This is a genomic window from Rhizobium sp. NXC14 (assembly GCF_002117485.1).
Classification (GTDB): Bacteria; Pseudomonadota; Alphaproteobacteria; order Rhizobiales; family Rhizobiaceae; genus Rhizobium.
Genome location: NZ_CP021032.1, coordinates 420,418 through 443,514 on the forward strand (window position 1 = coordinate 420,418; position 23,097 = coordinate 443,514).

Sequence of the window (23,097 nt, forward strand, 5' to 3'; positions counted from 1 at the left end):
AGGCCCATGTCGTTCGGGCTCATTTCGTGAGGGAAAGCGCGCCAGGCGCGCCGGCAAGCGAACGGGTGGGTGATGAGGTCGCGATCATGATGACGAGGGTGAGCACGTAGGGGGCAGCATAGAAGAGGTAATAGCCCTGGGTCACGCCGATCGATTGCAACGCCGGCCCGAGCGCACCGGCGCCGCCGAATAGCAGCGCGGCGAGGAAGCAGCCGATCGGGTTCCAGCGGGCGAAGATGACGAGTGCGACGGCCATCAAGCCTTGGCCTGAAGAAATGCCCTCGTTCCACGATCCGGGATAATAGAGCGATAGGTAGGCGCCGCCGATCGCCGCCAGCGACCCGCCGACGGCAGTGGCCAGCAGGCGCACCTGATCCGGATTGATGCCCATGGCGCGCGCCGCATCCGTGCTGTCACCGACGACGCGCAGGATGAGGCCCAGCCGGGTATTCCGGAAGGCCCACCAGAGGGTGAAGGCCAGCAAGGCCCCCAGGATGAAGAGAACATTGATGTTCAGCGCTGCCTGGATCTGCGGCAGGCTCGACCAGAAACCGAAGGGAATCGACGGCAGATGCGGCGCTGCAGGCTGAATGAAGGACTTGCCGAGGAAGAAGGCGAGGCCCAGGCCGAACTGCATCATGGCGATGCCGATCGCGATGTCGTTCACCTTCGGCCATTTGCAGATCCAGCCGTGAACGAGACCGAAGATGGCGCCGGTCGCCATGGCAGCGAGCACGCCGAGCCAGGGCGAGTTGGTCATGACGGCTACGGCGTAGGCCGTCATCGCACCGAAGACGAGCGTCCCTTCCAGGCCGAGATTGATGCGGCCGGAGCGCTCGGTGATCGTCTCGCCGAGGCTGACGAAGATGAAGGGGGTGGATACGCGGATGGCGCCCGCCAGGATCGCGAGCGGCACGCCCCAGATGCCGATGCCCGTCTCTTCCATCAGAGGCTCCTTTTCCAGAGGTCGGGATTGAAGATCTTGAAGCGCCCGTAGAAGGTCTCGCAGAAGAGGATGATGATGAAGAGCGTACCCTGCAGCACCAGCACGGTGGCATCGGGCAGGCCCATGCGGCGCTGGATGAGGCCGCCGGAAGCATCGATGCCCCCGAGCAGGATCGCGACCGGGATGATCGCCAGCGGATTGTGGCGGGCGAGGAAGGCGACGAGGATGCCCGTATAGCCATAACCCGCGGCGAGCGAGGCATTGGCGCTCCCCTGGACGGCCACGACCTCGATCATGCCGGCAAGACCTGCGAAGCTGCCGGCGATCGCGGAAAAGCTTGCGATCAGCCTGCCGACCGGCAGACCTTGGATCTGGGCGGCGCGCACATTGCCGCCGGCGATGCGTGCCGCAAAACCGAAGCTCGTCACCTCGATCAATATCCAGAAGAGGATGCAGGCGAGGATGCCGATCACGAGGCCCCAATGCACATCCATGCCGGGAATGTTGCCGAGCATGTATTCGGGCGGCAGCGGCTTGGTCGAGGGCTTGTTGAGACTGGCCGGATCGCGTAGCGGCCCCTCGACGAACTGATTCATCAGAGCGATTGCGATATAGGAGAGCAGCAGCGAAGAAATGGTTTCGTTGACGCCGCGGTAATGGCGCAGGAAGCCGGCAAAGCCGATCCAGATGCCGCCGACGACCATGGCGGCAATCGCCATCAGAACAAGAGCGGGAAACACGGGGGCCGCGCCGACAAGCGGCATGGCCATGGCTGCGGCGGCAACGCCGCCCAGCACGACCGCTCCTTCCCCGCCGATGATGACGAGGCCGAGGCGGGCGGGCAGGGCGACGCAGAGTGCCGTCAGGAGAAGGGGTGCGGCACGGCTTAAGCTGTTCTGCACCGAAAACCAGCTGCCGAAGCCGCCGGTATACATGAGCTGGAAGAGCATGGTCGGCGATTTGCCGACCGCCAGGATGAAGAGGGAGAAGAGCCCGAGCCCGATCAGGATGGCCGCAAGGCCGATGACCACAGGTTCCGCCCTGCGTGCGATCCATTCGAGCAGGGGACGCAGCGCGGCTGGGTTGTCGGAAGCTACTGGCATTGCGGGATCATTGGCCTGAATGGTCATGGCGCTTCTCCCTCACGCGGTTTACGCGGTCGACCCGACGACACCCTCGACCAGATAGTTCATGCTTTCGAGCTCGATTGCGTCTTCCGCGTAGCTCTTGTCGGCCGTGACGACGGTGTTGCCCTTGTTATCCTTCAGCGGCCCCTTGAAGACCGAGAAGCCGCCCTTCATCATTTCGGCATGCGTCGCCTCGAATGCCTTGCGGCCTGCCTCGGGAACACTGGGGCCGAGCGCGCTCATCTTAACGAAACCGTCCTTCAGGCCGCCGCGCACGAAATTGCCGAGCTTTTCGCCGGCCTGGGCCTTCTTGACGAAGTCGCTATAGACATTCCCCCAGGCCCATTCGGCGCCCGTGAGGTATTTCTCCGGCGCAAGCGGGCCCTGATTGGCGTGGTAGCCGCAGACGAAGGCGCTGCGGCCGGCGGCGGTTTCGACGACCACCTTTGGACTATCGACATGGCAGGTGATGACGTCCGCGCCCTGATCGACCAGCGCGTTGGTGGCTTCCGCCTCCTTGACCGCAAGCGACCATTCGCCGGTGAAAATCACCTGGCAGGTAATGGTCGGATCGACTGCGCGTGCGCCGAGCAGGAAGGCATTGATGTTCTGCAGCACCTGCGGGATCGGCTTGGCGGCGACAAAACCGATCTTCTTGCTCTTCGTTGCATGGCCGGCCGCGATGCCGTTCAGATACTGCCCCTGGAAAATATAACCGAAATAGGAGCCGGTATTGGCCGGATGCTTGCCCTCCTGCCAGAGCCCGCCGCAATGGCGGAACTGGATATCGGGATATTTGGCGGCCATGGCCAGCATATGCGGATCGAAATAGCCGAAGGAGGTCGGGAAGAGCAGGGTGGCGCCATCGAGATTGATCATCGATTCCATCGTCTTCTGAACGTCCACCGTCTCGGGCACGTTCTCTTCCTCGACGACGGTGACGCCGGGCACCGCCTTGACGGCGGCAGCACCCTCTGCATGCGCCTGGTTGTAGCCATAGTCATCCTTGGGACCGACATAGACGAAGCCGACGGTCAGGGCCGCCTGCGCGAGCGCGCGGGAGGAGAGGAGACCGGGCGCCGCGCCGACGAGAGTGGCGGCGGCGGAAGCCTGAAGAAAATGACGTCGTTTCATGGAAAGGAGTCTGGTCATCGGAATGCTCCCCTGACGGCGGTTTTGCCGTTTTCGATTGGTTACAGAAAAGTGTATGCAATGGTCATGCCAGATTTTAGTGTATTGATTCTATGTGTGAAATTGTGATGGTTCCGGCCGGTGCCCGAGAAGTGCATGCAATTTCATCTTAAAATTAGATGAAAAAATATGCACAGCCTATAAAATCGCCCGACATCTGCCTCGTTTGACTGAAAGGTGCTGGGAATCCGATGGCCAAGAATACATTTTTGATAGATACATCAATCATATATACTGATGTTTGACTTTGCCAGCTTGAGCGGGCATGTGTATGCAATCAGAACGGTGTAGAATCATTCCTTGAAGCAAGCCAGGCGCAGAGAAATCATCAGAGCAGGGACGACCGTCGAGCAGATGGTACGTGCGATCGCGGACATGATCGTAACCGGACAGATGCTGCCGGGCGAGAAGCTTGATGAGGTCTCGCTGGCTGCTCGTTTCGAAGTGTCGCGCACACCGGTGCGCGAGGCGCTCCGTGAACTCGGGGCGATGGGGCTTGTCGACCGGGAGCCGAACCGCAGCGCCGTCGTCACCACCGTCACCGAAACTTATCTGCATTCGATGTTCGAGGCGATGGCTGAACTCGAAGCGATCTGCGCCAGGCTCTCGGCCGAGCGTATGACCGTCGATGAGCGGCGCACGCTGGAGCTGGAGCATAAGGCATCAATGAGGCTCGTGCATGCCGGCGCGGAAGAGGAGTATTCGGTGCATAACACGGAATTCCACACCCGCCTTTATCGCGGGGCGCATAATGATCACATCTTGGAGATGGTGACGCAGACACGGGCACGGCTCGCCCCATTTCGGCGGGCGCAGTTTCGGCTGCCCGGTCGGTTGGCAAGGTCCTACGAGGAACACGGTCGGATCGTGATGGCCGTCATGCGAGCGGATGGCATCGCTGCCGCACAGGCAGCTTATTCCCACGTTGTGATGGTCAGCGATGCGAGCGCGGTGTTTGCAACAACCGGAGAGCCGAGCGCGCGAGGCACCTGAAATCTTGCAGGTCGTCTGCGACAAGCGGACAGCGATGGCCGCCGCGACTGCAGCGGCTGGCCTTTGTCTATAACGCAGCGAACTTCTTGTTCGCGATCGTCCTCAGGCGTCGAAGCAAAAATTATAGCAAATGCGATATCGTCTCGGCCCCGCCTTGTCATGAAATCCTGCGGTGGCCGAACCGCCTTGAAGCACTTCGTGCCTCAAGGCCCGCAAGTATCGCCAGCAGGATTTTTTTGAGACGATGCTTCATGCTTTTTTCATTTGATCTGAGATGTAGGCGCGCCAGCCCCCCAATTCCGTGATTTCGCGCGCGCCTTCGATGGCATGAGCCTCGCAGAGAAAACCGGGAATCTGGGAACCGTCATCGAGCGTTACCTTGCCGATGCCGAGCGGGGCCGGGATGTTCTGGACAAAGCGCCCGAAAGCCTCCGGAGTGACTTTCCACACCTCGACTTCGAGACCCTTGCCGTCAAAACCGGGTTCACGGATCAGGCCTGGCTTCGGCGGGACGGTGCCCGGCAGAACGAAGAGGCGGTAATCCGGTGCAGTACGGCAGGATTTGATGCGCCTGCCGCCCGGCCGCGTCAGTTCGTGGTTGAGAGGCATGCCGCTCAGATGCGCCCCGACGACGACGATCGGCACCAAGCCATCATCTTCTGGCGGCACGCGGATCGCCTCGGGGATTGCCGAGAGGCGGTCCTTGCCCATGCCGGCGTTCGCCGCACGGTGCATGGCATCGGCGAAGGGGCCGAGAGCGTCATCGGTAAAGGCCGGACCAATCAGAGTCACGCCGGCCGGGAGATGACCGTCGGCGTCGAAGCCGACTGGAACGGCGATCGCGGCGCAGCCGAGAAGATTGGCGAAGTTGGTGTACCGGCCGAAATGGCCGTTTTTCACAATCGGATCCGCCATCATCTCGTCGACCGTGTAGGTGGTCGGCGAGGTCGGCAGCATCAGGATATCAGCCTTTTCCCATTCCTTCAGGGTCTTCTGACGCAGCGCCTCGAGCTTGTATCTGCCTTCGAAAGCGGCGACGGCGTCATAGGCTTTCGCGCCCTCGATAATGGTGCGAACCGTCGGATCGAAGTCTGGGCCATTCGTGGCCAGAAAATCCTTCACCGCCGCCAGCCGCTCGGCGACCCAGGGACCGTTGTAGAGCAGCTCTGCTGCCTGCCGAAATGGTGCATAGTCGAAGGGAACGATGGTGGCGCCGAGCGCGCGCGCCCTTTCGATCGCGGCGTCATAGAGAGCTTCGACTTGCCTGTTGCCGAAGAATTCCCGCTCGGCACCGTCGAGCACACCGATCCGCAGACCGGAGGCTGGCAGGCTGGCTGGAACGGCCTTGCGCGAGAAGGGATCGGCGGCATCGTAACCTTCCATCACCTTGCGGATCGCGACGCCGTCGCCGACCGTCGGGGCAAAGATGGTGACGACATCGACGCTGCGGCAGGCCGGCACGACCCCGACATTTGGCACCAGCCCCGGAGTCGGTTTGATGCCGACGAGATTGTTGAAAGCCGCCGGCACGCGACCGGAGCCGGCCGTGTCAGTGCCGAGCGCGAAGCTTGCCAGGCCAGAGGCGACGGCAACCGCCGAGCCGGAACTCGAGCCGCCCGACACATAGTTCTTGTCGAAGACCGAGCGTGGGGCTCCGTAGGGCGAGCGCGTGCCGTTAAGACCGGTGGCGAACTGGTCGAGATTGGTCTTGCCGATTACGATCGCGCCCGCAGCCCGCAGCCTCGCAACGACGGTTGCGTCCTTGTCCGGCCGGTAGGAAAAGGCAGGGCAGGCGGCTGTCGTCGGCAGTCCCGCCACGTCGATATTGTCTTTCACCGCAAAGGGAATGCCCCAAAGCGGCAGGCTGTTGGGATCAGGCGCCCGTTCCATCAGAGCTCGTGCCTCGGCCCGCAAGGCTTCATCAGGCGCCGGCGTGATGAAGATAGCGGGATCCGTTGCGTCATTGCGACGGGCAATGACGATCTCAATAATATCGAGCGGGCTTTTGCCTGCCTCATAGGCTGCGCGAAGGCTGGTCAGATCAAGAATGGTCGGCAGCATGGGTCAGCACTCCTCCAGAACAACAATGATATCGCCCGCTTTGACGTTTCGTCCGGGCCCGGCGCGCAGGTCGCGGACACGGCCTGGCGCATGTGCGGTGACGTTGATTTCCATTTTCATGGATTCGATGATCGCAAGCGTGTCGCCGGCCGCGACCGGTGCGCCCGGCTCGACCAGCAGTTTCCAGATATTGCCGGGTACGGCGCTTGCAACGCCGAAGCAGCCTTCAGGGATGTCTCCTGCCGGGCTTCCGCCGGTGCCTTCGTCGGTAACGAAGCTGTCGAGACCCGCCTCCTTCCAGCGCTGGCGTTCGGCGTCGAAGGCGGCCTGCTGGCGTGCCTTGAAGGTCGCGATCGAGGCGGCATTCGCCTGCAATTCCTGCTCATAGGCGGCGTAGGAAAATTCCGTCTCCTCGATGTTGACGGGATAACCGCCATGCGGAAAGGCGCTGCGGGCTTCCGCCAATTCTTGATGGCTGACCGGGAAGAAGCGGATCTGATCGAAAAAGTCGAGCAGCCACGGCTTGCCCTTGGCAAAGACCGGCGTCTGGCGCCAGGTATTCCAGACTTGGATGGTGCGCCCGAAAAGCTGATAGCCGCCGGGTCCTTCCATGCCGTAGATGCACATATAGGCCCCGCCGATGCCGACGGCATTTTCAGGCGTCCAGGTGCGGGCGGGATTGTACTTCGTCGTTACCAGCCGATGGCGCGGGTCGACCGGGGTCGCCACCGGCGCACCGAGATAGACGTCACCGAGGCCGAGCACGAGGTAGCTCGCATCGAAGACGATATTGCGCACCGCCTGTTCGTCCGCCAGCCCATTGATGCGGCGGATGAACTCGATGTTGTCGGGGCACCAGGGCGCGTTCGGTCGCACGAGTTCCTGATATTTGCGCATCGCAAGTTCCGCATCCGGATCGTTCCAGGAAAGCGGCAGATGCACGATGCGGCTCGGCACGGTGACGTCCTGGACCGCGGGCAGACTCGTCTCGATTTCGGCCAGCAGGCCAAGCAGGCGTTTGCGCGTCAGCGTCGAGCCGTCATAATGGATCTGCAGCGAGCGGATGCCGGGGGTGAGATCGATGATGCCGGGCAATCGGGCCTGCGAAACGGCCTCCATCAAGAGATGCACCCTCAGCCGCAGGGCGATATCAAGCGTCATCGGCCCGTATTCGACCAGCAGATTGTCATCACCCTGGCGGCGGTAGAGCACCGAGACCGGCCCGTCGTCGCGCTTGCCGATCACAGGCGAGCCCGTTTCTTCCTTCATCCGATGCACGACCGGACCGGCAATCGGATCTTCGGACCGAGCAACGGGATGAAAGCGGATGCGATCACCCGGCTTGAATTGCCCCATCTTCCATTGCTCGTCGCGTGCGATCACCGCCGGGCACACGAAGCCGCCGAGGCTCGGACCATCAGGACCGAGAATGATCGGCATGTCGCCGGTAAAATCGATCGCCCCGATCGCATAGGCATTGTCATGCAGGTTTGAGGGATGGAGGCCAGCCTCGCCGCCATCGCTGCGTGCCCATTTCGGTGCGGGGCCGATCAGGCGCACGCCGGTGCGGGCACTGTTGAAATGCACCTCGTAGCTGGTCGAAAACAACATCTCGATATCGCCGTCCTGGAAGAAATCAGGCGCGCCATGCGGGCCGTAGACGACGCCGACCTGCCATTCGCGCGTCAGCTCTGCCGGCTCCGTCGCCGGCTTCGGCACTTCGGCCGCCACCTGACGGGCAAGATGCAGCACATGGCCGGTCTTCAGCGTGCCGGTGGCGTTGCCGCCGAACTGGCCGAGACCGAAGGCGGCGCGCGAGCCGAGCACGACGGGAGCGGCAAAACCGCCCGCCACGGCGAGGTAGGCCCTCTGCCCCGGTCCATCGATGCTGCCGATTGCGAGGACCTGGCCGGCGCGGACGTTCACCGCATTGCCATGCGGCAGATTCACGCCGTCGATGCTCATCGCCATCCTGGCGCCGGCAAGGGCAACCGTCGTATCGGTATGGAATTTCAGCATCGGGCCGGAAACCGTCAGCTCCAGTGCTGCGACCATATCGCCATTGCCGACGAGTCGATTGGCGTGGCGGAACGAGCGCTCATCCATCGGCCCGCTCGGCGGAACGCCGACATGCCAGAGTCCAAGCCGGCCCGGCAGTTCCTGGATGCTTGATTGCGCGCCCGGCGCGATCACCTCGATGACATCGGGCACGAAGGAAAAATCACGTAGCGCCGTCGTCGCCACCTTGCCGCTCGCCAGAAGCTCGGAGCTGGCGATGGCCCTGAGATAGTCGAGGTTGGTTTCGATGCCCGATATCGATGTTTCGCCAAGTGCCGACTTTAGCTTTTCGATCGCCGCCGTTCGGTCCTCGGCTGACACGATCACCTTGGCGAGCATCGGATCGTAGAAGGGCGTGACCTCCGTGCCGGTCTCGATCCAGCCGTCGATGCGCCCATCTTGCGGGAAGGACACCTCCGTCAGCAGGCCGGCGCTCGGGCGGAAATCGGCATGCGGCATCTCGGCATAGACACGCACCTCGATCGCCGCTCCCTTCGGCTGCAGGGCCTCGGCGCCCGAGAGCACGTCCTCGCCGGCCGCCTGACGGATCATCCATTCGACAAGATCGATGCCGAACACAGCTTCGGTGACGGGGTGTTCGACCTGCAGGCGGGTGTTGACCTCGAGGAAGTAGAATTCTTCGCGCAGGGGATCGTAGATGAATTCCACGGTGCCGGCGGATTCGTAGGAGACCACAGCACCGAGATCGACGGCCGACTTATGCAGGCGGGCGCGGGTCGCGGCCGAAAGTCCGGGGGCGGGAGTTTCCTCGACCACCTTCTGGTTTCGCCGCTGCAGCGAGCAGTCGCGCTCGCCGAGCGCGATGACCTTGCCTTGGCCGTTGCCGAAGATTTGCACTTCGACATGCCGGGCCGCGGCTACGAAACGCTCGATATAGACGCGTGCATCACCGAAGCTTGCCCGCGCCGTACGCTGCACGCTTTCGAAGGACGCCTTCAGGCTTTCGGCATCGGCACAGAGCTGCATGCCGATGCCGCCGCCGCCGGCCGTGCTTTTCAGCATCACGGGATAGCCGATTTCTTCGGCCGCAGCGAGCGCTTCATCGGCGCTCGAAAGCAGGCTCGTGCCGGGCAACAGCGGCACGCCGCTCGCCTTGGCGAGTTCGCGGGCCGTATGCTTCAGCCCAAAGGCAGAGAGGTGCTCGGGCCGTGGGCCGATGAAGGTGATGCCTTCGGTGGCAAGGCGCTCGGCAAAGCCGATATTTTCCGACAGGAAGCCGTAGCCCGGATGCACCGCCTCGGCCCCCGTCGCCTTGCAGGCGGCAATGACGGCGTCGACATTCAAATAGCTTTCGCTGGCCGGCGCCGGCCCGAGACGGATCGCCTCATCCGCCATCATAGCGGGCTTGGCGAAGCGGTCGGCATCGGAATAGACCGCGACGGAGGCAATGCCCATCCGTCGCAGCGTCTTGATAACCCGCACGGCGATTTCGCCCCGGTTGGCGATCAGGACTTTCTTGAACATGCTCAGTCCTCGCCGTCCCAGATCAGCACCCGGATCGGCGTCGGATCGAAGCCGTTACAGGGGTTGTTGATCTGCGGGCAATTGGAGATGACGCAGAGCACGTCCATTTCCGCGACGAGTTCGACATAGTCGCCAGGCGCCGAAATACCATCGACGATGGTCATCTCGCCATTCGGTTTGATCGGCACGTTCATGAAGAAATTGATGTTGGGCACGATGTCGCGCTTGCCCATGCCGTGTTTGCTGACCTCGAGGACGAAGTTGTCGCGGCAGGCATGCAGGTATTTCGTGCCATGGCCGAAGCGCACCGTATTGCTCTCGCAGGAACAGGCGCCGGCAGACGTGTCATGGCGGCCGCAGCTGTCAGCCGTCATGGTCAGCATCACATTGCCTTCATTCGATATGATCTTCGTGCCGATGCCGATATAGGCAGCGCCCTGCATGCGCATCGTATCCTGATTGGAATAGCGCTCGGCGAAATCGTCGGCACGATAGAAGAGCGTGTCGATCGCCTGCTGGCCAAGACTGTCTTCGATGCGGATCGTCTGGCCCTTGCGCACCACGCCGGACCATGGGGCTTCGGCCGGAATGAAATGATCCTGCACAGCATTCTGAACAGTACGGGCAGGAGAGGTCTGGATGAAATCGGACATCGTCTTCTCCTCAGGCCTGCATCAGGGCGTTGTTCTCGAAACCGCGCACGGCTTCGGCCGTTGCCGCGCGGCAAAGATCATCGGCAGCCGGGACTGCCGCCTTGTAGCGGGTGATGACGACGGGCTTCGGCTGGTAGGTCGGATCCGGGTCAAGCGGATGCGGGCAGGTGGAAAAGCCGACCAGCATGTCCATCTCCGCACGCAGTTCGACATAATTGCCGCTGTTGGAGCGCTTGCCCTGCCAGCCGAAACCTCCGGCCTCGGCAAGGCGGACGGGCGCGAAGAGGTTGAGGATGCCGGGGATATCGCGCCTGTCGAGGCCGAGCTTGACAGCGACGAGGATCAGGTTGTCGCGGGTGTTGCGTGTCTTCTCGCCCGGATATTTCGCGGCATTCGATGCGGCCGTCGAGCCGCCCATCAGGCAGTCATGGGCGCCGGAACTATCCTCGATGATCGAGAACATGACGCGGCCCATATCGGAGAAGATCACCCGCCCCTTGCCGAGTGCCGTCGTCCACTGGACCTTGGCGGTATCGACGAGATTGATCCGCTCGCTCGTATCCTCGGCATTCCAGGCGACGAGCGCCACGGTGGAATTTCCTTCGCCCTGGTCGACGCGGATCGCCTCGCCGCGCCGGAGTTTCGTCGACCAGTACCAGCCGCCCGGTATGGTCTCCTGATGGATGGTCGCGGCAGCTTCGATGGCCGGCGCCGGCAGCGGGCTTGGACCGGGCAGGGCCTTGGGCGCAAATTCCAGACCCTTTTTCTGGTGCTCCTCGTAACGCGCGCGATTGGCGGCAATTTCTTCGGGCGATCGTCTCACATGCATCATAGCGTCTCTCCTGATGATGCCAGGTCGTCCCGGCTGTGCCCCAGGGAAGAGACCGGGCCGTCCCGGTCGGGGCTGAAGATCGATGGCTGCCCGGCGAGGCGCGGCGGCCAGATGGCAATATCCTTGGTGATGGTGGCGCCGTAGCGCTCCTTCTCTTCCGCCCGGTCGCGGCGGCGTTCGAAGGCGACGACGCGGTTGGCCAGCGTGAAAGCTTCGCGCATGTCATGGGTGACCATGACGACGGTCATCTGCGTTTCATGCCAGAGCCGCTTCATCAGCGTGTGGATCTCGGCGCGAATACCGGGATCGAGCGCGCCGAAGGGTTCATCGAGCAGCAGCACCTTCGGCTTCATGATGAGCGCCTGGGCGAGGGCCAGGCGCTGCTGCATGCCGCCGGAAAGCTGGGCCGGATATTTGTTCTCCGAACCGGCGAGCCCTACCTCGGCAATCAACTGTCGCGCTTCTTCGATCGCATTGCGGCGTGCGGCGCCGAAGAGCCTGGCCTTGTAGCGCGCCGCGGAAAATTCCTTGCCGAGCAGCACGTTGCCGAGCACCGTCAGGTGCGGAAAGACGGAATAGCGCTGGAAGACGACGCCGCGGTCCGGGCCTGGCTCCGACGGCAGAGGCTCGCCATCGAGCAGGATGTTGCCCTTTGTCGGCTGCTCCTGTCCGAGCAGCATCCGCAGGAAGGTGGTTTTGCCGCAGCCGGAGGGCCCGACAAGGGCGACGAAGGCACGCGAGGCGACGGTCAAGGACACGTTTTCGAGCACGACCTGGTCGCCATATTCCTTCCAGACCCTTTCGATCTTCAGTTGGCTCATGCCTGCTTCTCCAGCTCCGACCAGGGGAAGACGGCTATGCGCAGGCGATCGAGCAGGGCATTCATGACCACGGCAAGCAGGGTGATCCAGACCACATAGGGGAAGATGATATCCATCGACAGATAGCGGCGGACGAGGAAGATGCGGTAACCGAGGCCGGAATCTGACGAGATGGCTTCGGCTGCGATCAGGAACAGCCAGGCCGGGCCGAGCTGCAGTCTGAGGCAGGTGATCAGCCGCGGCAGGATTTGCGGTAGCACGACGCGCAGTCCGATCTGCCAGGAGGAGCCGCCGAGCGTCTCGGCCTTGACGATCTGTTCGCGCGGCAATTCCAGCGCCTTCAGCGCCAGATCGCGGATCATCGTCGGCGCGACGCCGATGACGATGAGGGCGATCTTCGACGTCTCGCCAAGTCCCATGACGATGAAGAGGATCGGCAGCAGCGCCAGCGGCGGCACCATGGAGATGACGGCGACGAAGGGGGAAAGCAGCGCTCTGAGATAAGGCAGCATGCCGATCAGCATGCCGACAACAAGCGCGATCGCCGTCGAGATGCCGAGGCCGGAGAGCAGACGGATGAGGCTCGCGCCCGTGTCCGACCAGAGCAGAAACTCGCCGGTACGCGGGTCGGCGACGAAGGCCAGACGGTTGATCGCGTCGGCAAAGCCGGCAAGGCTCGGCAGAAGCTTGTCGTTGGCGTTGTCAGCCAGTCGCGCCGCCGAGCCGAAGGCATAGGCCAGGGCGAGCAGCACGAAGGGCAGCATCGTCAAGGCGAACTGGGCGCCCCGGCTCGGCCTCGTGTTGATCCAATGCATGGGAAATGCTCCGCTGAGGAAGGGGAGGGAGCGCGGGCAGACCGCGCCCCTTTGCGATCAGAGCGAACTGTCGGCGGCGGCCTTCATATAGGCGTCGGTGAAGCGCAGCTTCACGTTGCCGGCGTCGCCCAGCACCTTGCCGTCCGGCATTTCGATGCCGATGACATCGGCGGATGGCGCGCCATTGCCGAGCAGTCCCTTCTCGAAGAGGAAGTTGCGCACCAGATCCATGGTCTTCGGCAGATTCGGCGAAGCGGTGAAGGCAACGGCATCGGCCGGCTTGTCGAAGAGCTTGGTGGCGGCAAGCTGGGCCTCGAAGCCGGAAAGATCGGTGCCCGACGCCGAGCCCATGGCCTCGCGTGCGGCCTTGCCCTCGGCGCTGTCTGCCCGCAGCAGGGCGGCCGTCTCATACCAGATGCCGGCAAGCGCCTTGCCGAAGTTCGGATTGTCCTTCAGCACGCCGCTATTGGCGACCATCAGGTCGATGATTTCGCCCGGCACTTGCGAGCTGTCGAAAACCTTCTTGGCCGAGGGATCTTCGAGGATGGTGGATACCAGCGGATTCCAGGTGACGACGGCGGTGACGTCAGGCGTCTTGTAGGCCGCGACCATGTCGGCGTCCGATGTGTTGACCACCTTCACGTCGCGCTCCGCCAGCTTGATGCTTTCGAGCGCGCGGGCGAGCAGATAGTGCGAGACGGAGAACTCGACGAGGTTGACGTTCTGGCCCTTGATATCGGCAAGGCTCGCCTTGTCCTTCAGGATCACGGCGTCATTGCCGTTCGAAAAGTCGCCGACGATCACGGCTGTCGTATCGACGCCGCCGGCGGCCGGGATCGACAGGCCATCCATGTTGGTCAGCGTCACGGCATCGAAGGCGCCGGCCGTGTACTGGTTCATCGATTCCACATAGTCGTTGAACTGGGTGACCTCGATCTTGATGCCGTATTTGTCGGCCCATTTCTTGACGATGCCGTGGTCGGCCGCGTAGCCCCAGGGCATCCAGCCGACATAGATGGACCAGGCCACCTTGAATTCGCTCTTCTGTTCCGCCTCTGCGACGGAAGCAGGCCCAAGCATCAGCGATACCGCCAGCGCTGTGGTCGAAACAATCTTCGAAAAAGTCTGCATTGAAATTCCCCTTCTGCTTTTCTTCAAAAGGGATCGGCAAAGACCATCGTGCCACCAATCCCTTGGCTTACGAGGTCTCCCGGGCTTTTGTCCCGCCGTGCACCCGGCGGGATTTCTCCTCCGCCGGTGGTGGCTCTCGGACCAGCCGCGCTTCAGAAAAGCGCCGGAACCCTAGCCACCAACTCAGCACATTCCTTGCAAGAGGTGTGCCAGCTTATAAATCTTTGATTTTTCTAGTCCCCGTTCCTTGGTCGCATGTTACTGTGTACACTTCGCGGCATTTGCTAAATTTTTGAGCAGTGATCAGCGAAGCCATCCGATCGACCTCGTCCTTTCGATTGACCGGCATATCCCCGTGCGCCCGCACCTTTGCTACGGACCCTTGACGATACATTGGAAGCCCTCCAATTGCCTTGGAAGTAACCAAACTTGCTTTTTTACAGTCGCAGGAATATTTTTATTCGGTCGGTCAATAAATCATCCAACCAGTACTATCTGCGGTGGAGCTATGCCCGAGTTTCACGGAAAGAACCGCTTTGCGGCTATATTGCTGATCTTCCTGACGGCATTGGTCTTTCTCGGGTTTGAACAACCCGCTGCTGCCGCCGCCGGTGAACAGGATGGCCGGCGGGTTGCATTGATCGTTGGCAACTCCGTCTACAAGACGCTGCCCTCATTGCCCAATCCCGCAAACGATGTCCAGGAAGTCGCCAACACGCTGCGCAGGGCCGGGTTCGATGTGACGATCGGCATCAATGTCGACCGCATCGGTCTTGAGAATACGGTGCGCAGCTTCTTGCGCTCGGCCAATAATGCAGAGGCCGGCCTCATCTATTATTCCGGACACGGCATCCAGGTGGGCGGCCAGAATTTCATCGTGCCGGTCGATGCGACGCTGGAAACGCCCTATGACGTCGAGACGCAGACCATGCCGCTCGATCTCATCCTGAACCACCTCAAGCAGAATTCGCGCGTGCAGCTGATCTTTCTCGATGCTTGCCGCAATAACCCGTTCAATACGCAGAAATTCTGGATGGCGGAAAAGCTGGAACCGGTCGGCGCGACGCGCGGGCTGGCCCGCATCGACAGCGATCTCGGCAGCCTGATCGCCTTTTCGACGGAGCCGGGCCAGGTGGCGCTCGACGGCGAGGGGGCGCTCAGCCCCTATTCCGAATCCTTCATCAAGCGCGCCAGCGAGCCGAACAAGGAAATCCGCCAGGTCCTGACCGATGTGCGCCGCGACGTGATCGCCATGACCAATGGCAAGCAGGTCCCTTGGGAAAATTCCTCGCTGATGGACAGCTTCTATTTCATCCCGGCCCCGCCGCCGCCGAGCGTCGAACCGATGCAGCAGGTGAGCGTGCCGGAGGGGGCGGCCGCGACCAAGCTGCCGATCGCTCCGCCGCATGACGAAACCGGCTCGGCGCTGCTTGTCACGCTCAACCAGCTTCCCCAGACCGGCAAGCTCAGTTTCGACGGCAAGCCGGTGGAGCAGGGCGCCAAGCTGCCGGCCGGGGCGCTGACGGCGCTGAGCTATGATTCATCGGGCGTTGCCGCCGGAACGGTCGGCCTGATCGGCTATACGGTCAGCGATCCTTATGGCCAGGCGACGCAGGGCGTCGTCGCCATCACCGTCTCGGCCGATGCCGGCGCCAAGCTCGCCCAGCTCGAGCAGGAGAAGCAGGCGCGGCTTGCCGATGCCGGCGCCTATCTGAAATCGCTGCCGCGCGACGTCGACACGACGATCGGCGTCGGTCCCGTCGAAGCCCGCCTGCCTGAAGTACCGGCATCGGCCGCCGAGATGACCTTCAAGGTCGCGGCCCTGCCCGACAAGGGCACACTGCGTGCCGGCGATCGGGTGATCGGCCCCGGCCACGTGCTTGAAGCCGCCGATATTCCGGCACTTTCCTACGAGCCACAGATCGGCACCGAAAACCAGCCTTTCGCCCTGACGCTGCAGGCCGCCAATGACGACCTGCCGGCCGCCACCGTCACCTTCACACCGACGCTTGACGCCTGCGATAGCGCAGCCGCCGCCCCGCTCGATCTGCAGGGCGTGACCGCGGGCAAGCTGCCGAACGAAATCGATCCGGCCGTCGCGCTACCTGCCTGCGATGATGCGGTGAAGGCCTATCCCGCGGTGGCCCGCTTCGTCTATCAGCTCGGTCGCGCCCAGCTCGCCAACCGTGACGCCAAGGCAGCCTTTGCGACGATCAAGAAGGCGATGGATGCCGGCCATATCAGGGCGATTTCCGAACTCGCTTCGCTCTATCTCGTCGGAGCCTCCGTCCCGGCAAATCTCGGCAAATCGAGCGAGATCGCCGCGATCGGCGCGAAGAAGGGGGATCCCTACGCGCTCTATGCCTATGGCAAAAGCTTGTTTTATGGACGCGGTGTGAAAGCCGACACCGAGGAAGGCCTGAAGCTTATGCTCCAGGCAGCCGACCTCGGCCACACCTATGCAATGAACGAACTGGGCTACATCTTCTCGAACGGCGTCAACGTCCCAGCCGATATGGAACGCGGCATTCGCTTTTACGAGTCAGGGCTCAAGCGAGACGACATCTATTCGATGAACAGCCTCGGGATGATCTATCGCGCCGGCAAAGGCGTGCCGCAGGACCTCGAGAAGGCGCTGGAGCTTTTCAAGAAGGCAGCGGACGGCGGCCAGCCTTATGCGCCGCGCAACATCGGCCTTATGTACAGGGACGGTCAAGGAGTGCCTAAGGACGAGGCTGCAGCGCTATCCTGGCTGGAAATGGGCGCCGAGCGCGGCGATTATTGGAGCGCGTTCGAACGGGCCAAAATGGCCAAGGGCGACGGCTCAGATGCCGACAGCCTGGTGACCGCCGCTCACTATTTCGCTCTTGCAAGCGCGCTCAACCGCCCCGGAACCGGCGATCCCAAAAAGCAGTCCGACAAGGAGCTCGCATCCTTGGCGGAGCCTGCCAAAAAGAAGGCCGCAGAAGCGTTTTCGGCCGAATTGACTGCACAGGAACTGAAGGCTCTGCCGAAGACGAAGTCGCTGAACGAGAAGCTGACGCTTCTTGCGAAGGCGACCTGGGCAAAGCGAAATCCGCGATATGATCTTTTTTAAACGGTGACCCGGGGGCGCCTGACATGACCAGTAAAGTCTTCATCCGTGTACTGCTCTGCTCGACCTTCATCGCCGGCTCCGGCGTCATGCTGCAGGGCTGCATCTTCGACCCCGGCGGCAAGACGCTCTTCGCCAATCAGGAGCAGGCGCAGCCGGCGCGCAACAAGACGCCGACCGTGAAGAAGGTCGCCGCAAAAACCAATGACGATCGGGAGTCGACTTTTGCTCGTTCGGACAGGAGTTCCAGCGGCGGCTCAAGCAGCTCGTCCGGGATGGGCGGCGGCTCCGACAGTGGCAGTTCCGGCGGCAGCGACGGCGGCGGTGATCCTGGTGGCGGCGGCGATCCAGGTTGGTCGGATCGGCGTCTGAAGACGGATATTCGTCGCCTCGGCTCTTCCCCTGCCGGCATTCCGATCTATGCATTCCGCTACATCTGGGGCGGCCCACTTTTTGTCGGCACGATGGCGCAAGATCTTCTGCTGATCAGGCCGGACGTCCTGTCCCAGGCTGCAACCGGATATTACACGGTGGATTACGCCAGGCTTGATATCAGGATGATCTCGATACCGGATGAGCTTTCCCTGGCTTCGCCAGCGGCAGAAGCTGCCCTCTCGGCGCTTTCGGTGGACGCTGCAAAGACGCAGCCTTTGATCGGACTTCCCGAATTCGTGTTGTAGCAGTTGGCAAGGTGATCCAAACGCCGGTGCTGGACGCAATGCCTGTTGCGCCCGGCCGTAAAACCTTGAACCATGCCCCTTCAGCCGTCCAGCCCCTTGAAGCGCACCGGCTGGTAGCCGCGCAGCAGCAGGATTCCGAGTGAATAGGTGTTGCGGCAGACGCGGCCCTTGCAGGCATTGGGCGTCGCTTCCATCACCTCCACCTTGCGGTCATCGGTGAAGCGCATGAACAGCATCACATGCGAACCCGGTCGGTTCAGCGCGTCGCCGGGCTGCAACGACCAGGGATCGGCGAGCCGCCTGGTAATGCCAGGGATCGCCCGCGTCGAGACATGCATCTTCAGCCCCCAGGCTTCGCTGACGAAACCGGAGCAGTCGACGCCGAGAATATTGGTTTGCGGCGCGCTCTTGGTGCAGACATTGCCGGCCGTCTGGCCGTCCATGACACCATTGGTGAAATCCTCGAGCGGCGTTTTGCAGCCCCAGCAATAGGGCACGCCCTTCACCGTCTGGCCGCGTTTGCCGAACAGGTAGAATGGCCGGCGCAGGCGGTTCATGTTAACGCAAGCAGGTCCCGGATCCTTGCCATAGGCCGCCGGCGTCACCAGCCAGTTCAGCGTCTCGAAGCCGATCGCCCGCTCGATGACGTCGCCGCGCGATTTCGGCAGGATGGCGACCTTAGGCCCCTTTCCGGGCTTGGCCGCCATCGATGGCTTGGCTGGCCTGGCGACGGCGAGCTTGCGGCCTGGCTCGCGCCCCTCGAGTTTCAGCACCTGCGCCCGGCTTTCCTGCGAGCGCAGAAACAGCACGTCGCCGCGCGGGCCGATCGCCACGAAGCGCCTGGAAAAAACCGTGCTGGCTTCGATCGGCAGATCGTAAACGCGCTCCAGCACGCCGTTCGGCGTGAAGCGCACCACCAGCATGCCCGTCCGTTCCGGCCGGTCGGCAGGCACGAGCTCGACCAGCGCATAGGGTCTGCCCGTCGTGTCGATGTCGAGCAGTTCGACGGTGCCGATGCGGTTTTCCCCGGTGAGCTGAAGGGAGAGGAAATTCTCCTCCGAGCTCGCGCGCCGCAGCAGGATCTCCGCCTTTTCGTTTGCCGCCGAGACTTCTGCAACGATATCGCCGAGCCCGCGGCTCGGCACATATTGAACAACCGGCGGGCGGGCTGGCGGCCGGCTGGTGCTGCGGCCGATCTCGTCGATGATGCTGTTCAGTGGCCCGGGCGGCACCGAGCCCATCGAGGCGAAGACCGAGCGGGTGTAGTCGTCGGCATCGCCGCCGTCGATGGCGCGCAGGGTCTGCGAGCGGCCATCGGCGCCGGTGGCGCGCTCGAGCGGCACGATCCCGTCGGACCAGAGGTAGAGTTCGTTATGAACAACGGCGAGGTCCTCCGGCGCGGTATTCTCCGGCAGCGGCAGGATCTCGGGATCGGCCTGCGAGCGTTCGCCGTCGACGGCGAGCACGCGGCCATTGTTCTGGTCGAGGATGTAGACGGTGCCCTCGTCGCCGATGGTGATCGCCGCCGGCCCGGACGCCTCGACCTCCTCATTGGCGGAAATGATGCCGACCGAACGGGCGCCGTCGCCGCCCGGAAGCTCGATCATCACAGTGTCTTTGGCGAGGACAGGCCAGGCGATTGCGATCGCTGCGGCCATCAGAATATGCGAGCTGAAACTGCGCATTGCCGTGAACCCCGAAACAGGATCATTTTGGCCATGGGGCCTCAATCTGAAGCCTGTTCACAATTAGAGAGCGAGAGAATGATGTCGTCGGAAAACCGTTCACAACTTTCGGCATCATGCCCCAAGTCCTTAAAATGTTAGGATAGAAGCGGCTCGTCAGCAAGGCGTTGCTTTCCAAACGATTTGGAGATCGGCGTCGGCAATAGTACAAGTTTATCGTCTTGAAGTTTTACTGGCAGGGAAGCCTATGCTGGACTGGAACGGTGACGAACTGGCGCTCGATGTCAGCCTGCTGGAGCAGGTGCGCGCGGCAAGGATAGGGTTTTCCGATCGCGTCTGCGCCGCCTCGGCCAGCAAGGATGAGAAACATCTGGCGCAGTTGCGCTCGGAGCCCACCTATCTGATGGCCGAATTTCTCTATTCGATGAAGGTCTTCGGCATCAACACGGCTGAAGATGTCGAGCGCTTCGCCGATCTGCACAATGATTACGTGGTGTCGCTCACCCGCGATCCGGCCAAACTGCAGCGCCTCGGCCTTTCGCAGGAGCGCGCGCTCGCCTCCATGTTTACCGCCGACACCAAGCCGCGGCTGATCCAGAACTGGGCTGAAAAATCAGGCGCCATCGACCAGTCCAATCTCGCCCGTTTCCTCGTCGCCGTCATGTCTAGCGAGACCTGCCGCAAGACGCTGATCGATTTCGAGACGGCCGGCTTCATGCAGCGCAAACGCTCGCCCTATGGCACGATGGTGGTCTGGTCGACCGGCAGGATCGAGGAAATCTTCGGCGAAATGCTGCGCAATCTCCGGCTCAGCCTGCAGCAGCTGAAGATACTCTGACCTCTCTCCAGCCGATTTCACCCCTCCCAATCGATTGGCGCCGAGCGCCGTTGCCTTCCATCCGGCCTCTCCCTATTGTCGGTTTAGTCGCGCGATGGCGCCCCCTTGGACGGATGTGACGACGATGAAGAAATCCCGGCTCATAAGCCTGTCGATCGGACTGGCTCTGGCGCTTGCGATGCCCGGGCTCGGGTTTGCGGGGCCTGTCGAGGATGCGCTGGCGGCGCGAAACCCGACGCTTGCGGCGCTGCGCCAGCACGACGAAAAGGCCTTTGCCGCTGCCGTTGCTATCATCGCCGACCATGAACGCGCCGAGGGGCTGACACCCGGCCAGGGCAAGCTGCCGGAGACGACCTCGCCCGGCCGCGACATGGGCTCGGGCTCCGGCAAGGAATTCACATCGGACAATCCGGATATTCTCTGGCTCTACAATTCCTCGCCGGAGGGAATGAGCGACCTGATCTCGATTCTGAAATCCGCCGGCCAGAAGCCGAAGAACTAACGCCTCACTCCAGTCCAACCCGACTATAAAAGGACACCGGATATTGCCGGTCGCGAGTCTTGCTCGCACCTTGCGTAGGCAATCTTCGCGGCTCCAAATAATTTGTAACCCTCCCTCAAGCAAGACAGCCAAAACCATCCCAATTTCGCCGGTCAGTGCTATTCTCATCTTCAGCACAGTGTGAGATTGTTCGAAGGGGGAGGTTCCGATGCTCAGCCGCAAAGCCATCCTAGCCGCAGCCACATGTCTTTCGCTTTTTTCACCGATCCCCGAGGTCGGGGCGCAGGACGAACGCACGCTGACGGAAGCGCCGGCTCAGAGCGGGCCGGTCAGCATCACCTTCGATCGCGCCGAGGCGAAATATGCCATCGGCGAAGTCGTCGGCCTCTTCATCCAGTCGACCGAGAACGCCTATGTTACGGTGCTGAACGTCTCGCCGAACGGCTCCGTCACCAAGCTCTTCCCGAACAAGTACCAGACCGATGCGCTCGTTGCCGCCGGCAAGCGCGTGCAGGTGCCGGATCCGGCAAGCGGCGCCAGGCTGCAGGTGTCAGGCCCGGTCGGGCAGGAGCAGATCAAGGTCTTCTATTCCTCCAAGCCGCTGACCATCTTCGCCGATCTCGGCGGCAGCGGCAGCGGCATGTTCCGCTCGATCGACGGCGGTATGGATGCCGTCTCCCGCAGCCTCGAAGAAGCCCGCAGCCTCGGCACCAAGATCAGCAGCAAGACGCTGACGCTGACCACCGTCGACAGCGCGGCGGCCCTGCCGCCCTCCGCCGTCCCGCCGGTCGCCGCCGTTCCCGCCGCAAAACCCGCGCCGGTCGAACAGGCGGCAAAGCCAGCCGTTCCGCCGAAACCCGCTGTCACTCCGAAGCCGAAACCGGCCGTCAAACCCGATGTCGCCAAAAAGCCTGAGGTGGTCGAAAAGCCGAAGGCGGCGCCCAAACCCGTCGAACAGGCGACCACACAGCCGCCGAAGAAATACAAGATCGTCACCAATCTGGCGCCCGGCCAGGAGCTCGCCGCCGACGAGCTGCAGCTGATCGGCCCGGCCGACACCACCGCCTCCACCCGCCCCAACCAATATAAACAACCGAGCCAATATCAGCAGCCATATAAGCAGCCGACCCAGTCTGCCCAGACCAATATGCCAAAGCTGCCGATGCCGCAGATCAAGATGCCGCAATTCAAGCTTCCCGGCGGTTTCAGCATCAAGATGCCGCCGTTGAGCTTCGGCCGTTCGGCCGAACCCGGCCAGGCCGGAGAGGAGATCGAGGTTGCCAATGCCGATACTCCGGCCTGCAACGCCCTGCTCGACAAGCTGAACACCGCCGTTGCCGCCAAGGACATCACCGCTGCCGCTTCCGAGGCCGATGCCATCGCCGTCAGCGCCGAATGCGGCCAGTTTCAGGTGAACGCCCAGCGCCGCGTCGCAGCCCTGAGGCTTGCCGCCGCTCAGGAGATGATGGCGGCCGACAAGCCGGTCGCGGAGTATGAACCGCTGCTCGTCGCCGCCGACAGCCCGCAGGTGCTCTGGCAGGCCTCCGCCACGCTCGGCGAGATCTATTTCTCCGCCCGCCGCTTTGCCGATGCCGCCGCCGATTACCAGCAGGCGATCGAAATCATCAAGAACGAGACCCGCACGCCGAAGGCGCCGCCGGCCGAGACAATCTCCGATCTCATCCAGCGCGCCGCCCAGGCCCGGATTCTTGCCGCCAACCCGACCAGTGACAATCCGCAGGGCAGCTTCGTGCCGGCCGAAAAGGATCACCGCAGCGGCGTGCTCGGCGGCATCTATTCGGAAAATGTGCGCGGCATCGTGCCGGTCTCCATCCCGGTGCCGATCACCTTCGATTTCGACAAATCGACCTTCACCTCGATCGGCACCGAAGCCGCTGAGGAATTGCTGGAGGCGCTGAAGGAGCAGAAGCCCGGCCGCATCATCCTCATCGGCCATACCGATCGCAAAGGCGGCGACGATTATAATCAGAAGCTTTCCGAGCGCCGCGCCCAGGCCGTTGCCGATTTCCTGAAAAACCACGGCATCGACGCCACGATCGATGCCGAAGGCCGCGGCGCCTCCGAGCCGGTGGACGTGACCGCCACCGCCAACCTCACCGAAGACGATATCGACGCGCTCAACCGCCGCGTCGAATGGCGCCGCGAATAGAGGGGGCGAGGGGGA

General features: G+C 62.6%; 17 protein-coding genes and 1 riboswitch. Of the genes, 6 read left to right on the forward strand and 11 right to left on the reverse strand.

Features of this window, described 5'->3' with window-relative positions; all coding sequences use genetic code 11:
* Positions 1 to 19 precede the first annotated feature (19 nt).
* Genes NXC14_RS26315 through NXC14_RS26325 form a run of 3 tightly spaced genes read right to left on the reverse strand, consistent with a single transcriptional unit; the run spans position 20 to position 3,225 of the window.
* Positions 20 to 946 (reverse strand): ABC transporter permease, encoded by a 927-nt coding sequence (locus NXC14_RS26315; protein WP_085780956.1) that lies wholly within the window; start codon positions 944 to 946, stop codon positions 20 to 22.
* Entirely contained in the window at positions 946 to 2,076 is a 1,131-nt protein-coding gene (locus NXC14_RS26320; protein ID WP_085780957.1) for an ABC transporter permease, read from the reverse strand. Before NXC14_RS26320 ends, NXC14_RS26315 begins: the two co-directional genes overlap by 1 nt.
* Before the next feature lie 21 nt (positions 2,077 to 2,097).
* A complete protein-coding gene (locus tag NXC14_RS26325) occupies positions 2,098 to 3,225 on the reverse strand; it encodes a BMP family ABC transporter substrate-binding protein (protein ID WP_085780958.1) in 1,128 nt (375 codons plus the stop codon).
* A 339-nt stretch (positions 3,226 to 3,564) separates the two neighbouring features.
* Between NXC14_RS26325 and NXC14_RS26330 the strand changes: the two genes are divergently transcribed.
* Positions 3,565 to 4,257 (forward strand): GntR family transcriptional regulator, encoded by a 693-nt coding sequence (locus NXC14_RS26330; RefSeq protein WP_085780959.1) that lies wholly within the window; start codon positions 3,565 to 3,567, stop codon positions 4,255 to 4,257.
* 249 nt (positions 4,258 to 4,506) lie between these two features.
* Here the strand turns inward: NXC14_RS26330 and atzF are convergent, their stop codons facing one another.
* From atzF to NXC14_RS26365, 7 genes are read right to left on the reverse strand one after another with little or no spacing between them, the layout of a single operon-like run.
* The gene (gene atzF, locus NXC14_RS26335; protein ID WP_085780960.1) at positions 4,507 to 6,318 is read right to left on the reverse strand and encodes an allophanate hydrolase; all 1,812 of its coding nucleotides are present in this window, start codon (positions 6,316 to 6,318) and stop codon (positions 4,507 to 4,509) included.
* 3 nt (positions 6,319 to 6,321) lie between these two features.
* Positions 6,322 to 9,861, reverse strand: coding sequence for an urea carboxylase (gene uca / locus NXC14_RS26340; protein ID WP_085780961.1), 3,540 nt, complete (start codon positions 9,859 to 9,861; stop codon positions 6,322 to 6,324).
* Between the two features lie 2 nt (positions 9,862 to 9,863).
* A complete protein-coding gene (locus tag NXC14_RS26345; protein WP_085780962.1) occupies positions 9,864 to 10,514 on the reverse strand; it encodes an urea amidolyase associated protein UAAP2 in 651 nt (216 codons plus the stop codon).
* 10 nt (positions 10,515 to 10,524) lie between these two features.
* Positions 10,525 to 11,346, reverse strand: a complete 822-nt coding sequence (locus NXC14_RS26350) for an urea amidolyase associated protein UAAP1 (RefSeq protein ID WP_085780963.1) — start codon at positions 11,344 to 11,346, stop codon at positions 10,525 to 10,527.
* Positions 11,343 to 12,167: an ABC transporter ATP-binding protein gene (locus NXC14_RS26355; protein WP_085780964.1), complete on the reverse strand. Its 825-nt coding sequence runs from the start codon at positions 12,165 to 12,167 to the stop codon at positions 11,343 to 11,345. The genes NXC14_RS26350 and NXC14_RS26355 overlap by 4 nt, the downstream gene beginning before the upstream one ends.
* The gene (locus NXC14_RS26360) at positions 12,164 to 12,982 is read right to left on the reverse strand and encodes an ABC transporter permease subunit (RefSeq protein WP_085780965.1); all 819 of its coding nucleotides are present in this window, start codon (positions 12,980 to 12,982) and stop codon (positions 12,164 to 12,166) included. Before NXC14_RS26360 ends, NXC14_RS26355 begins: the two co-directional genes overlap by 4 nt.
* Before the next feature lie 57 nt (positions 12,983 to 13,039).
* Complete coding sequence (locus NXC14_RS26365) at positions 13,040 to 14,113, reverse strand: putative urea ABC transporter substrate-binding protein (RefSeq protein ID WP_085780966.1); 1,074 nt, start codon at positions 14,111 to 14,113, stop codon at positions 13,040 to 13,042.
* Positions 14,114 to 14,187: 74 nt separating this feature from the next.
* Positions 14,188 to 14,299: riboswitch (guanidine-I (ykkC/yxkD leader) on the reverse strand.
* Positions 14,300 to 14,621: 322 nt separating this feature from the next.
* Between NXC14_RS26365 and NXC14_RS26370 the strand changes: the two genes are divergently transcribed.
* Together NXC14_RS26370 and NXC14_RS26375 are read left to right on the forward strand one after the other, a co-directional pair.
* The gene (locus tag NXC14_RS26370) at positions 14,622 to 17,210 is read left to right on the forward strand and encodes a caspase family protein (RefSeq protein WP_085780967.1); all 2,589 of its coding nucleotides are present in this window, start codon (positions 14,622 to 14,624) and stop codon (positions 17,208 to 17,210) included.
* A gap of 23 nt (positions 17,211 to 17,233) precedes the next feature.
* Positions 17,234 to 17,887, forward strand: coding sequence for a tail fiber domain-containing protein (locus tag NXC14_RS26375; protein WP_085780968.1), 654 nt, complete (start codon positions 17,234 to 17,236; stop codon positions 17,885 to 17,887).
* Between the two features lie 80 nt (positions 17,888 to 17,967).
* Here the strand turns inward: NXC14_RS26375 and NXC14_RS26380 are convergent, their stop codons facing one another.
* Entirely contained in the window at positions 17,968 to 19,572 is a 1,605-nt protein-coding gene (locus NXC14_RS26380) for a hypothetical protein (protein ID WP_085780969.1), read from the reverse strand.
* A gap of 247 nt (positions 19,573 to 19,819) precedes the next feature.
* Here NXC14_RS26380 and NXC14_RS26385 point away from each other — a divergent pair, with 247 nt between their 5' ends.
* The 3 genes from NXC14_RS26385 to NXC14_RS26395 all read left to right on the forward strand — a co-directional run bounded on the left by NXC14_RS26385 (position 19,820) and on the right by NXC14_RS26395 (position 23,082).
* Positions 19,820 to 20,410, forward strand: coding sequence for a hypothetical protein (locus tag NXC14_RS26385; protein ID WP_085780970.1), 591 nt, complete (start codon positions 19,820 to 19,822; stop codon positions 20,408 to 20,410).
* A 124-nt stretch (positions 20,411 to 20,534) separates the two neighbouring features.
* Entirely contained in the window at positions 20,535 to 20,912 is a 378-nt protein-coding gene (locus NXC14_RS26390; RefSeq protein ID WP_085780971.1) for a hypothetical protein, read from the forward strand.
* A gap of 208 nt (positions 20,913 to 21,120) precedes the next feature.
* Positions 21,121 to 23,082: a DUF4384 domain-containing protein gene (locus NXC14_RS26395; RefSeq protein ID WP_085780972.1), complete on the forward strand. Its 1,962-nt coding sequence runs from the start codon at positions 21,121 to 21,123 to the stop codon at positions 23,080 to 23,082.
* The last annotated feature ends 15 nt before the right edge of the window (positions 23,083 to 23,097 follow it).